A 12,929-nucleotide genomic window follows, 5' to 3' on the forward strand; every position below is an offset into this window, starting at 1 on the left:
AACACCCCCAAATAAGGGGCCTGCTACTTGCAGGCCCCTACTAACAAGGATTAATCAATATAGTCTTCAGCGGCATTTCTTATTGCTCTCATCAAGGCCGCTCTGTCCTTTGTGGTTATGAAGATGTTCACTGCATCGTTCAACTCCGTTACGAACCCTTCCGGAGCGGCTGATCCATGGGCAATAGAGGGACATAGAGCGTTGGTCGAGAAATCCTCCATCGACCAGATTAGATAGGGATCATAGAGAGACTTGTCTGCATCGAGTCTTGCCGGAATCGAACCCTTTATCGGGTTGAAGGCATCCTGCCCTTCTACCGAAGCGACAATTTCTAACCACTTGAGAGCATTCTCTCTATTTGGTGCGTTCATAGGCAGTCCAAAAGTATCCGTAACAACCATGAAGGAGCCCTCTGTTCCTGGAACTGCCATCCAGCTGAACTCTACTCCCGGTGTCCAGCCAAGCGTCTTCAGGTAACCTTCTGCCCAGTCTCCCATTACATTGAACGCTACCTTTCCTTCAAAGACCATTCTTGTTGCGTCCTGCCAGGTGAGAGCGGCATGATCTTCATTCACATACTTGATCAATTCTTCAAACACGACTATTGCTCTTTCAACCCCTGGGTCACTGAAGCTTGTCGCGCCGTTCCACAAACCATTATAACCATCAGGTCCGAGAGTTGAAAGCAAGATCGTCTCAAAGAGATGCCCAGCTTCCCACTTGTCCTTGTCTCCTAGCGATAGGGGTATATACCCTGCTTCCTTAATCTTTGCACATACTTCAAGGAAGCCGGGTACATCGGTAGGCACTTCGTCGATTCCAACCTTGTGGAGGATTTCATTGTTTATGAAGACCACGTTTCCTCTGTGCACGTTAACGGGAATCGAGTAAACCTCGCCTTCGTAGCTACAGATGGTCATAATGTCCTCAGGGAACTTGTCAAGTATTCCCCAGCTTTCGAGAATGGCGGTAAGAGGTTCCATCATTCCCGTAACAACGTACGTGTCGATCAATTCCATGCCCCCATGGACCTGGAATGAATCGGGAGGATTACCACCGAGCATTCTGGTCTTCAAGACTGCCTTAGCATTCGTCCCTGCTCCGCCGGCAACCGTTGCGTTGATTATCTCTACGTCTGGATACTTAGCTTTGAAGACATCGTAGATTGCGGCTAGTCCTTCCTCTTCCCCTCCACCGGTCCACCAGCTGAAGATCTCAACACTTCCCGAAGAAAAAAGCAGACTTACGGACAAAAGAAGAACTGCCAACAAACACTTTTTCATCTAAACACCCCCTGTTATTCGGCATAAAGCCGATTGATAGTCTTCTTCGTCCCTCAAACCGAATACAGCTCACTAGATATTATACTACGGTTAATATTGCAATAAGCATTTGCTTTGAAAAAGGTTTTAAAAGGTCCTGAATGAGACACGTCTTTCTGGAACATCTACAGCAATTTGACCGAGCGACGCATTTGTTTGTTTAACTGTCCATAAGTTGTCTACATGGTCTTGAGTTTCTGAGCAGCAGTTAATTAGTGGTATCATTTATCTAAACGACGACTGGGAGGGATTGGTTTGTCTGCAGTGAATATCTGCATAATAGGTGCAGGAAGCGCAGTGTTTTCGCTTAGGCTAGTGAGCGATATTTGCAAGACAAAGGGACTTCACAAAAGCAAGGTAACTCTAATGGACATTGATGAGGGAAGACTTGAAGCGGTGCATGTTCTAGCCTCGAAATTAGCTGCAGAGATGAAAACTGATCTCAACTTTTCGAAGACAACGGAGCTAGAAGAAGCGGTCGCGGGAAGCGACTTCGTGATTAATACGGCTCTAGTAGGTGGACACGGATTCCTGGACAGAATCAGGACAATCGGAGAGAAGCATGGTTACTATAGAGGGATAGACACACAGGAATTCAACATGGTTTCAGACTACTACACACTGACAAATTGGAATCAGCTTTCGTTCTTTTTGAAGATTGCCGAGACCATGGAAAGACTGGCGCCGGAAGCATGGATGCTTCAGGCGGCTAACCCGGTATTCGAAGGGACCACGCTCATAAGAAGAAAATCAAAGATCAGAATGATCGGATTCTGTCACGGTCATTACGATGTTATGGAAGTTGCAGAGACCCTTGGTGTTCACAAAGATGAATTAGACTGGCAGGTTGCCGGTGTCAACCACGGAATATGGCTCAATAGGTTTAGAAGAAGAGGAGAGGACTTGTATCCATTATTCGAGAAATACGCTTCGAAATTCGATGCGAGTGAGTTCAGGCCGTCTAATCCTTTCAATGTTCAGATGTCTCCCGCGACGATTGACATGTATTCATTCTATGGTCTGGTTCCTATTGGAGACACGGTTCGAAACAGCAGCTGGAAGTACCATTATGATCAAGATACTCTGGAGAAGTGGTATGGAAGTCCGTGGGGCAGTCCCGACTCAGAACTGGGGTGGAAGTGGTACAAGGAGCAGCTGGGTGAAGTCACGAACGCAACCATAGCGCTTTCGAAAGCTATCGAACAGTTTCCCGGAGCGAGTCTGGAGAAGCTTATAATCGAGGGATCGAAAGGTCTTTCGGGCGATTTCACAAGAGAAGCTGCCCAACTATATGATAGGAATTCAATGAGCGGTGAGCAGCATATACCTTTTATTGATGCGATTGTCAACGGAAACTCTGCGAGATTCATTGTCAACACTCTTAATCAGGGTGCGATTAAAGGGATTGATGACGATGTTGCCGTTGAAGTTCCGGCAATCGTTGATAGTGATGGAATCCATATAGAAGAGATTGAACCTGCCTTGCCTGAGAGAGTTGTTCAATGGTATCTGAAACCAAGAATACTGAGAATGGAGTGGGCACTTGAGGCATTCAACGAAAGAAATCCCGAACTTATAATCGAAATACTGTTGAGAGATCCTAGAACGAAATCCTACGAACAGGCCAAAGCGGTTGTCGGGGAGATATTCGATTCAGAAGGTGAATATGTATAGATAGATGAACCTGTTCTTTCAAAAACTAGATGATCACATGAAAATGATCTCTTCTCTTCTTGGCGTGAATCTTCAACAGATGCCCCAGCCGAGTCATTTGGAAAAAGTATTTGGGTGACGGAGTGATTACTATGTCGGAAATTGAACGCTGTCCATGGTCAGAAGTAGACGAATTGTATATTGAATATCATGATAGAGAATGGGGAGTTCCAGTTCATGACGACAAGAAGTGGTTTGAGTTCTTAATTCTTGAAGGGGCCCAGGCTGGTCTTAATTGGCACACTGTGCTCAAAAAGCGAGAGAGCTATAGAGAAGCCTTTGCTGGATTCGTTCCTCGTGTGGTGGCTGATTTTGGAAGTGGCGAAGTCGAAGAGTTGTTCAAGAACGCGGGTATAATCAGGAACAGGAGAAAGATTGAATCGGCAATAAACAACGCAAAGAGATTTTTAGAGATTGAAGCTGAATTTGGCGCTTTCGATACTTACATCTGGGGTTTTGTCGGAAATAGACCTATAGTCAACAAATGGGAAAGTCTTTCTGAGATTCCGCCTCTTACTGAAAAGTCCGCTGAGATATCTCGCTCACTCAAACAGCGCGGATTTACTTTCGTTGGGCCGACAATCGTCTATGCTCTTATGCAGGCAACCGGGTTGGTGAACGATCACTTAGTGCATTGTTTCAGGTACACAGAGGTGTGGGACTGACCCGCTAGCTTCTATGCCTCGCCAAGATTGATGGTATAGTATCTCTTGCCTATTGACGACTTCACGGGGGGGATTCAATTGAGCTGGATTCATACAGAGGAGATCTTCGCTCTCATTGATCTGGTAGATTCCGGTAGAGGTTCTTGCAAGGAGAAAGCGAGTAAGGTTCTCGATTCACCTCTTTCGAACATGTTTACACAGTTTCATGTGCACGCTTCTGAGACAAAGGAATGCTTGCTTGCTGCCATTTCCCGGAGGGAGGACACTTTCGGGTCTTTCGAAGGATTGCACAGAGCTCATAACATAGTTGGACAAGATCAGGGAGAGAAGGCCCGAGTTGAGGGTCTTTCTGGACCTAATTGTGAAAAACGAATCAAAGATAAGATCTTCAGCCATCTCAAAGGCGAAGATGTACCTTCCGGATCAAGTGTCTTTTGAGGGTTTTAACGTCTATCTCATTCCGATGCCTTACAATGCGAATGCCGATCATAGGGGAGTCTAGTTCGATCCTGTTTTTGCCTTGGATATAGGTTTCGATGCGATTGAGGAAGTTTTGGCTCATGAGGCACATCACATCGGAAGAAACTCTATCACTGACGAAAGGATTGTGTTTGACGAGACTCCTCTTGATCAGCTCGTGTAGAGATTTGTGAGTATGGAGTACGAAGAAATAGCGAACCTTGTTAGTGATTCATCGAAGATACCTGCGATGAGACGTGTTACACTGTCGAGATCGAAAGTCATGGAAGGTTTTGAGAAACATCTCGAGTTGCTTCAGGAAGTCTTCCTTAGTCTTGTGCAGAAGAGTATTTCGACGATGAAGCTAGAATGATTATGGAGAGAAGTTGGTTCGGTATCGGTAGTTTGGTTCCGGTGGGGATGAAAATGGCCATGGAAATAGAGAAAGAGGTAGGCAAGAAAAGACTTGTGGAGACAATTGGCGACGCAGTCGCATTTCTAGAAGCATACCAGGAGGCGGCACTGAAAAAATCTTACTACCTCCTGGAAGACGAAACGTTTCACAAATTGAGAACACTACTCAAAGCTTAGGGGTATATCAGAGCTTAGAAGCAAATTCAGAACCGAACTCTCTGCAGTCGGTCAAGTTTGCGTCGTCGGGGGACCACATTTTCTTCAGGCCAGCCTGGACTACTTCAAATCCGGCTTCTTCCACCATCTTTCCCAGGACTTCTACTGATTCTCCACTCCATCCATAAGTGCCGAACACCGCTGCCTTCTTGTTCTTAAAAGCCAGTCCCTTCACTTCATGAAGCATGCCGGAAAGAGGTGCGAGGATTCCCTTATTGACTGTCGGAGAGCCAAAGAGAACAGCCTTCGACTTGAATATCTCTGTTACAATGTCGTTTTTGTCTGTTTTACCAGCGTTGTAGAGTTTCAAAGCCGTGTTTTTGCTTACTCTTCCTATACCATCGGCAATGGCTTCAGCCATCATCTTCGTGCCTTCCCACATAGTATCGTAGACGATAGTCACCTGATCTTCCTGGTAGTCGTTTGCCCACTGCAGATACTTTTTGACTATCTGTGTCGGATCTTCTCTCCAGATAATCCCATGGCTAGGGCATATCATGTTCACCGGTAAATTGAAGGAAAGAACTTCTTCTATCTTTCTGATTACGAGCTTGCTGAAAGGAGTTAGAATGTTGGCATAATACTTCACTGCCTCTTGATACAGCTCGGCTTGATCCACAAGATCGTTGTACAGAAGCTCTGTGGCGTAGTGCTGTCCAAATGCGTCATTACTAAACAGTATCGCATCTCCGTCAAGGTACTCGAACATTGAATCTGGCCAGTGAAGCATAGGCGCTTCCACAAAGGTTAGGGTCTTCTTGCCGAGAGTGAGAGTGTCGCCCGTCTTCACTGTCACGAAATTCCAGTCCTTATGGAACTGCCCTTTAAGAGACTTCACCGCATTAGCCGTGCAGTAGATTGGCGTGTCTGGAATCTCTCTCATTAGTGCAACGAGACCGCCGCTGTGATCAATCTCCCCATGGTTCGCAATGACATAGTCAATCTCGGACAGATCAATCTCCTTCTTCAGGTTCTCCACAAATTCCTCTGCAAAGGGTGCCCATACTGTATCTATCAGGGCTGTCTTCTCGTCCCATATTAGGTAAGAGTTGTAACTTGACCCTCTGTGAGTCGAATAATCTTCTCCGTGAAACTTCTTAAGTTCCCAATCGATCTTGCCGACCCATGTAACGCTATCTGTTATCTTCCTTCCCATATCGACACCTCCCGTTTGTTCATTAATACTCTACCAAAAGTGACAGCTTTACTCGGTAACATTTGTTACGTGTATTTGAGTCATACGTTGAAGGAACTCTTCTCCTATATTGCTCAGAAAGAGTGATGATGCCATTATCTGAGAGCATGAATGAAGTTACTCGTCTCTTGACTGTGTCACTCACTTCAGCTTGCTCAGCGAAGAGCTCTGTTCATTATCCTCTATTCTTGCTGGTCTTGCCGGGTCAATGTCTGAACTGAAAGTGAAGAGATCTTCACTGTCAAGGTGGAAGGTCTGGCAGTATATGTCCGATCATGATAATCTTAAAATGTGAAATGTTTCTATAGGGACTGCCGGAAATTGTGATTTCTTACAGGCATTTGCGAAAAAGAAACTTGCGATAGGAGTGGAGATTTGAAAAGGTTAACAACATATCTGTTTGATCTTGATGGGACGCTAAGTTCTGTTTCTGACGAGGATTTTGCCAGACGTTATTTTCAGCTAATAGCAGACTTTGCTGAGGGTAGAGTCGATTTCGAAAGATTCATGGCATCTCTGCACACATCGCTGAAGAGTCTTTTCGGTGAAAGAGACGGACTAGTAAATAACTACGATCATTTCATGGAGAAGTTCACCGATTCTATGGGGCAGTTTGACAGGAACAGGAAATGGTATGAACTGTTCTTCAACAACTTCTATGACAGTGAGTACAATAGGCTTCAGGAACTGATTGTACCGCGCGAAAGGGTTGTTAAGTCACTTAAAAACCTGAAAAGGGCAGGAAGCGAGATTATTATCGCTACAAATCCGATATTCCCCGAGAAGGCTATTAACAAAAGATTACAGTGGGTAGGATTAGAAAGCGGATTCATCGATTATGTAACTACAATGGAAAACTCTCATTATGTGAAACCCGATGTTAGATACTATCGTGAGATTCTTGAGATAAATAACCTCGAGGCAAAGAACTGCGTGATGATTGGGAACGATATTACCATGGACGGTGTTTGCACGGCTGCAGGAATAGAATACATAGATGTATCTTCAATTGAAGCTATCTGGAAAACAACCTAGACTGCACTCCTGCCACAAGCTCAGCCGTGAACCTTGAAATCAGGTGAAGAACGTCTTCTCTGTCTTGAGGACTCTCTATGAAATCATATCTATCTCCGTCAATAACTAACTTACGACAGAAGGTGACGCTGTTGATCCATTCGCTGTAAAGACCATTCAGTCTTTCGATGTAGTCCTCGCTGACACCACTCTCGAAACCACGCCCTCTCTTCCTTATTCTCTTCAACAACACGTTCTTCGAGCACTTAAGATAGACAATTCCGTCTGGGGCCGTCAGATGTTCAGAAAGTGTCTGGTAAGTGTCCATGTATAATTGCCAGTCCCTTTCATCGATATAACCCATAAGCTGAAGATTGCGAGCAAATATCTCAACGTCCTCATATATAGTTCTGTCTTGAAGAATCACTGCGCCCTCTGTCACGACTCTCTTGAGGAAGTCGAATCTCTTTATCAAAAAAAATAGTTGCGAGTGGAAGGCCCATCGCTCCATGTTGGAGTAAAAATCCTTCAGAAACGGGTTTTCATCCACTGCTTCGTAGACCCCTCTGAATCCCAGAGTCTCCTCAAGAAGCGAGGTGAGAGATGATTTTCCTGCTCCAATGTTTCCGCAAATTCCAATAATCATAAACATGCCTCTATTCTGTTGAAAATAGTGTTAAGGTCATCATGGTTCCTCACAAAGTCGATGTTTGACGTATCTATCCTGAGCACTTTGCTTTCCTTCACGTCTTTCATATATTCTTCATACGCGTCTCCAAGCATTGCTATGTAAGTTCTGTCCATTCTTCTCTCGAAGGGTCTGTCCCTCAAAGCGATTCTGTTCATCAAAATGTCTACCTCAGCAAAGAGATAGACTATGAGGTCGGGATGGAGGACCTGCTCTTTAAGAGCATTGAAGATCTTCTCATAGAGTCTTAGCTGTTCGCCTTTCAGAGTTAGCGAAGCGAACAAGTGATCCTTCACAAATGCATAGTCGGAGATTACTCCTTGGCCTTGAGAAGCCGCCTTTTTCAGTAGTGACTGTTGATCAAATCGGCTTATCAAGAAGAAGAGTTGAGTTTGAAAGGCCCACCTGTCCATGTCTTCGTAGAAGTTCGTGAGAAAAGGATTTTCCTCGACTACTTCCAGTACAGTGGGCATCGTGTACTTCTGAGATAGCAATTTGACCAGGGTAGTTTTACCAACCCCGATTACACCCTCAACAGAAACGTATTTTCCACTAACTTTTGAAAACATCATATGAATTCAGTACTCCCTTACACTCAAGACTTAGTAAAGATCTATATCAAAAATCCGAAATGACAATAAGAAGCGATTTTCTCGTGATTGCTCACCGTATCACAAATTTACATTGACATCATTGCCAAGAATCTTCTCCGGCGCCCTCAGTCCATCAAAAAAAGGTTTCAGGTAATCCAGAACAGCCTCCAGATAGTAATGAACTGTCTCATGATATCCTGGTACAGAAAGTACTATTGAGTCTTTTATCGTTCCTGCTCCCACCCTGTAAAGACACAGAGATGGATCGGCAACAATTGCGTTTCTCAACATGGCAGTCTCGATTCCTGTTGCTCTCTTGTCTACAAGAGATAAGACAACCTCAGGACCAATGTCTTCTCTGTATAGACCAGTTCCTCCAAGAACCAGAACAACATCGTTTGAACAGGAGTCTGCATATATCGCTTCTTTCAGGTCGCTCATTACTGGAGCGACATCAGTGGAGCCGGTATACGTGAAATCATGGTCTTCAAGAATTCTCTTTGAGATTTCTATTGACCGAGAGATTTCCTCAAAGAAGCCTGACTCAAGTATTCTGATTATCTTGCAGCTGTACATAACACACCTCCGAAATCACTTGTGAAGGATATAAGTGGATACCGGTGCAAGTATTACCTTTCCGGACAGCCTTTCAAACGCATCTTCTGAGACTCTGTCTTTGTCAGCAACAAGATTCCAGCTTTCATCTGGTAAGTTTATCTCGCTTGGTTCAAGATTACCGTTGAAGATTACGAGAATTTCATCCCAAGAATCGCCTACCGCTCTGCCATCTATAGTGAAAGCGACTATGTTCCTAGGAGCGTCTAGGAATTTGAGATTTTTGCTTATTTCTTCGGCTGAGCCCATCCTGAATGCGGGATGATTGTTCCTCAGGTGTATCAGAGCCTTGTAGTACTCGAACAGGTCAATGAATTCCGCTTTTCTGGAATAGTCCATCTTGTTCAGCTCTACCCCAGCGTTGTAACTGTTCTCGTTTCCGTATTTCGTGCGCGCAAAATCAACTCCTCCATGTAGGAACGGAATCCCCTGCGAAAGAATAACAATGGCGTTTGAAAGCTTCTGAGCACTAATCAGGAGCTCTTTTGGGGCATCGGGCATCGCTGCACTGTTCTTGTCCCAGAGTGTCTGATTGTCATGAGCCGAAACATAGTTTATTGTCTCTGCCGGGTCATCAGCAAAGTCCTTAATATCGTTGCTGTAATCAATACTACCTACAATTCCACGCATTATCCTTCGTTCTTTTGCGCGGCTTCCAAGTGCAAAACCCTTTACCTTTGGATCGAAAACGCTACCTCTTATCGCATCGCGAAGATTATCATTGAAGACCGCTACTCCGGTACCCCTCTGATCTCCCTTGCCAAAGGTGATCGTTGCTCCCCAGCCTCCCCAAGGTTCACCGTATAGGAGAATCGATTCATCAATAGCATGTAGTTCTCTGTCTATTGCAAGAACAGTGTCGCGGTCTATCAAACCCATCAGATCAAACCTAAAACCGTCGATTCGGTAATCTTGGACCCACATCTTTACTGTATCGAGAATATGCTTCCTCATCATCGGCCTTTCGGTAGCTATTTCGTTTCCAACCCCAGTTCCATTAAGATAGTCGCCTGTTCTGTCCGTTCTGTAGAAGTAATAGGGAACAGTCTGGTCAAATGGTGAGGAAGAACCTGTTGTTGCAGTATGGTTATATACTGTATCAAGAATCACCCTGATTCCATTATCGTGGAAGGCTTTGATCATCATTTTCGACTCAGCAATCCTGCTTAGTGGGTCATAGGGATCTGTGCTATAGTGTCCTTCCGGAACCATGTATAGATATGGATCATACCCCCAGCCGTATTGTCCGTCAACGCCCTCATCGATATAGTGAATGTCATTGAATGGCATAATATGAACGTGAGTTACGCCAAGTTCAATTATATGATCCAGTCCGGCGGTGACCCCATCAGGCCCAGTCTTTCCTCTTTCGGTTAGTCCCAGGTACTTTCCTTTACTCTCTATGTCGGTATTTGAGTCTGATGTCATATCGCCAACATGGATCTCGTAAATAACCGCGTCCTCCGGCTTCGCAAAAGGCGGGATTTTATGGCCTGTCCAGCCATCGAACACTGCCTTGTTATGATCGATTACGACTGATCTCTCGCTGTTTCTAGTTACTGCTCTAGAGTAGATGTCTACAGTCTCTCTTTCCTTACCGTAAGAGAAAAACCGGTACTTGTAGGCTTTTAAATGCTGATCACCCTCAACCGTCGCTTCCCACACACCTGCCTCGATTTTGCTCATGGGGACCTCTGTGTAGACTTCGGAATAGAGGTCTTCAAAGAGTATGACTGTAGCCGAAGAAGATACGGGAGACCAAACTCTGAATACTGTTTTACTCTCCGAGTAGATTGATCCAAGTTCTTTGTCGTAGTAAAACTGTGGATCATCCAGCGCCTTTCTAATGATCACTTCGCTTGACAGAAACCCTTCGATCTCTAGAGAGAGTTGTTTGTTCACGTTTTCAGCGGCAATCGGTTCGGAAAGCACAATCTTCACGTAGTTTGTGGTTGATATGTCTGTCGGATCAGCCTTCTCAAACCTCTCGATTTTGAGAACAGAGCCGTTCAAGGTAACTTTTGGAGCTGCCGTTTTAGTGTCAACCGGGGCGGATAGAGAGGCCAGAATCTCAGTCAATGAATCCAGGAAAGCGATCTTAACTTTTGGTGTAAGATCTATCTTTTCCGGATCGAACAAGAATTCTTCTTCACCCTCAACTACCCAAATCTCTACTACACCGGATTCAGGAATATCTACAAATCTATCAACGGCTATGTCCTTTTTTTCCCACTCGCGAAGTCTAACAATGAATCCGAGTCTCGAATGTTTGTCGGGAAGCCTTACTATCGAAGTGACTCCGAAATCGTCGATTTTGTCGAAAGAATATGACTTTCCATCCATGCTCTTTGGTTTATCGGGCCATACCCAGAGATTCCAACCGTCGTAGTTGTTATCGTACCTATGATAGTGGATTATAATTACAGTTTCTGCGCTGTAATCAGCTGAACTTTTCCCCATGCTTTCTCCTGTAAAAGCAAAAATCGTTGTTCCGAAGATAATTACCAAGAAGAACAACACTCTTTTCATTATAAAGCCTCCCTCAGTTAAGTGGGGTTACAATGAAGCCACTAATTCTTCTATCGTATTCATATTCGAAAAGGGTTTCGCTACCACTTGGAGCCCTTACCCTCAGGTAGCCTCCTCTAGGATCAAGGAAGCTTTCCCAGAGAAAATCATACTCATAAGAAACGGTTCGTGATCTGTCAAGTGTTACAAGTATTGTTATTTGCTCGTGGACTTCAGCCTCTTTTCCTGAAGCGAAGAAGAAGACATCCTCATCAACACTTCTATCTGACTTTGAGACTATCGAGATTGAATAACCTTCTGAACTTCCTCTCTCTTCAGCGGCTAGGACTATAAGGGCATACTCGCCGTTATCGAAGATCTTGATTTCTGAAATCACGAGTTTTGCATTCTGGACTGACGAGTCTTGGACAGGCGGCTGATCTTCTTGCCCATAATCTTCTTCTATTCGTGATTCCAGAGAGTTTGCTTCATCTGCCCAGATACCCAGTTTCTCCTTGGAAGCGTATTCCTCGGCATAACTCAGTTCGATTTCTCCATCTGCAACGGAAATAGCAAGACCGCTTGATACGATTATTGATTGAAGTAGATAGACTTCATCTTCGATCGAGATCCATACGTAAGCAGAAGAAGGTTCTTCAGAAGATATCTTCTGGATCCTTGCCCAAGACCCTATTGTACTTCTTAGAAGACTAAGAAGCGCTCTGCTATGAAGTCTTGACCAGTCATACTTCGGAATCTCGATTCCTTCCAAAACTACTCTTTCAAGAAGACCTTCTTTCAAAATAAGGAGATCAAAGTTGTTCACAGTCCCTACTATGAGGGCTGGAAACCCGGAAGGTGTAGCATCCGGAGAAACATAATGAGTATTAACCATAATAGATGGCTCTGCCATAACGACCATGGGCGAAAGGCTTATCATAAACGATATCAGAAAGATTGATAGCAACTTCACTGAGTTTCTCTCTTTCAAGAATTACACCTCCCCTCACGATCAAAAAGAAGTATATCATCTTAGCTTATTAGAAGAATAATTTGAAGGTCTGCGTTGAAAGTTGGACGTTGCTGATCAAGTGGTTTTATCAATGAGAATCTCTGTTTTTCAGTAGAACCATGCAGCGTTCAACAATCGAAAAAACGGTTGCAGGAACAATCCAGCCAAGGTAGTTGAACAAGATATCCAGAGTGTCGAACTGTCTGTAAGGAGATATGATTTGAAGAGATTCGAGGACTAAAGGTCCAATCACCAAGAAGAACCCAAGGGCAAGCCTGTTCAGACGGCTGGCTCCGATTCTTGAAATCAGAATCAGAAGAACACCTCCGGAGAAGAATCCTACGAAATGAAGGAACTTGTCGCTTCCAACTACAAAAGTTTGTACTCCCGGTCTCAAATAAAAGTAGACTGTTGCAATCACGTATGTGATTGACAGAATCGCAGGTATTATCTTCTTCATAACTAAGATTATGCTTGTGACAAACATGAAAGTCAACGACATTTCAAGAAGTGAA

The 12,929-nt window shown here is 44.4% G+C and carries 13 protein-coding genes and 1 pseudogene; 6 read left to right on the plus strand and 8 right to left on the minus strand.

Annotated elements, in window-relative coordinates; translation table 11 throughout:
* Positions 1 to 50 precede the first annotated feature (50 nt).
* Positions 51 to 1,283, minus strand: a complete 1,233-nt coding sequence (locus Q502_RS01695; RefSeq protein ID WP_099830525.1) for an ABC transporter substrate-binding protein — start codon at positions 1,281 to 1,283, stop codon at positions 51 to 53.
* A 294-nt stretch (positions 1,284 to 1,577) separates the two neighbouring features.
* Here Q502_RS01695 and aglA point away from each other — a divergent pair, with 294 nt between their 5' ends.
* The 5 genes and pseudogenes from aglA (at position 1,578) to Q502_RS14540 (ending at position 4,750) form a co-directional block, all read left to right on the plus strand.
* Positions 1,578 to 2,996, plus strand: a complete 1,419-nt coding sequence (aglA, locus tag Q502_RS01700) for an alpha-glucosidase AglA (protein WP_099830526.1) — start codon at positions 1,578 to 1,580, stop codon at positions 2,994 to 2,996.
* A 140-nt stretch (positions 2,997 to 3,136) separates the two neighbouring features.
* Entirely contained in the window at positions 3,137 to 3,700 is a 564-nt protein-coding gene (locus tag Q502_RS01705) for a DNA-3-methyladenine glycosylase I (RefSeq protein ID WP_180977929.1), read from the plus strand.
* A 361-nt stretch (positions 3,701 to 4,061) separates the two neighbouring features.
* A pseudogene (locus Q502_RS14955) lies at positions 4,062 to 4,343 on the plus strand (DUF5700 domain-containing putative Zn-dependent protease).
* A gap of 12 nt (positions 4,344 to 4,355) precedes the next feature.
* Positions 4,356 to 4,532 (plus strand): hypothetical protein, encoded by a 177-nt coding sequence (locus tag Q502_RS14535; RefSeq protein ID WP_243392397.1) that lies wholly within the window; start codon positions 4,356 to 4,358, stop codon positions 4,530 to 4,532.
* 2 nt (positions 4,533 to 4,534) lie between these two features.
* Positions 4,535 to 4,750 carry a DUF5700 domain-containing putative Zn-dependent protease gene (locus tag Q502_RS14540; RefSeq protein ID WP_243392398.1) on the plus strand — a complete coding sequence of 72 codons (216 nt, stop codon included), beginning with the start codon at positions 4,535 to 4,537 and terminating at the stop codon, positions 4,748 to 4,750.
* 7 nt (positions 4,751 to 4,757) lie between these two features.
* Here the strand turns inward: Q502_RS14540 and Q502_RS01715 are convergent, their stop codons facing one another.
* On the minus strand, positions 4,758 to 5,945 hold the full coding sequence (locus tag Q502_RS01715) for an anaerobic nitric oxide reductase flavorubredoxin (protein ID WP_099830528.1): 1,188 nt from the start codon (positions 5,943 to 5,945) through the stop codon (positions 4,758 to 4,760).
* 414 nt (positions 5,946 to 6,359) lie between these two features.
* On the opposite strand from Q502_RS01715, the gene Q502_RS01720 reads away from it, so the two are divergent.
* A complete protein-coding gene (locus tag Q502_RS01720; RefSeq protein WP_099830529.1) occupies positions 6,360 to 7,019 on the plus strand; it encodes an HAD family hydrolase in 660 nt (219 codons plus the stop codon).
* On the opposite strand, the gene Q502_RS01725 is transcribed toward Q502_RS01720, so the two are convergent.
* From Q502_RS01725 to Q502_RS01750, 6 genes are all read right to left on the minus strand, one after another.
* Positions 7,000 to 7,644: a deoxynucleoside kinase gene (locus Q502_RS01725; RefSeq protein WP_099830530.1), complete on the minus strand. Its 645-nt coding sequence runs from the start codon at positions 7,642 to 7,644 to the stop codon at positions 7,000 to 7,002. The genes Q502_RS01720 and Q502_RS01725 overlap by 20 nt on opposite strands.
* Positions 7,641 to 8,255 (minus strand): deoxynucleoside kinase, encoded by a 615-nt coding sequence (locus Q502_RS01730; protein ID WP_258001808.1) that lies wholly within the window; start codon positions 8,253 to 8,255, stop codon positions 7,641 to 7,643. Before Q502_RS01730 ends, Q502_RS01725 begins: the two co-directional genes overlap by 4 nt.
* A 102-nt stretch (positions 8,256 to 8,357) precedes the next feature.
* Entirely contained in the window at positions 8,358 to 8,855 is a 498-nt protein-coding gene (locus Q502_RS01735) for a molybdenum cofactor biosynthesis protein B (RefSeq protein WP_099830532.1), read from the minus strand.
* Positions 8,856 to 8,870: 15 nt separating this feature from the next.
* The gene (pulA, locus tag Q502_RS01740; RefSeq protein ID WP_374704100.1) at positions 8,871 to 11,354 is read right to left on the minus strand and encodes a type I pullulanase; all 2,484 of its coding nucleotides are present in this window, start codon (positions 11,352 to 11,354) and stop codon (positions 8,871 to 8,873) included.
* A gap of 82 nt (positions 11,355 to 11,436) precedes the next feature.
* Complete coding sequence (locus Q502_RS01745; protein ID WP_099830534.1) at positions 11,437 to 12,393, minus strand: hypothetical protein; 957 nt, start codon at positions 12,391 to 12,393, stop codon at positions 11,437 to 11,439.
* A gap of 109 nt (positions 12,394 to 12,502) precedes the next feature.
* Positions 12,503 to 12,916 carry an antibiotic resistance protein VanZ gene (locus Q502_RS01750; protein WP_243392399.1) on the minus strand — a complete coding sequence of 138 codons (414 nt, stop codon included), beginning with the start codon at positions 12,914 to 12,916 and terminating at the stop codon, positions 12,503 to 12,505.
* Positions 12,917 to 12,929 lie beyond the last annotated feature (13 nt).

The sequence above is a fragment of the Mesotoga sp. Brook.08.YT.4.2.5.2. genome, from assembly GCF_003351125.1.
Classification (GTDB): domain Bacteria; phylum Thermotogota; class Thermotogae; order Petrotogales; family Kosmotogaceae; genus Mesotoga.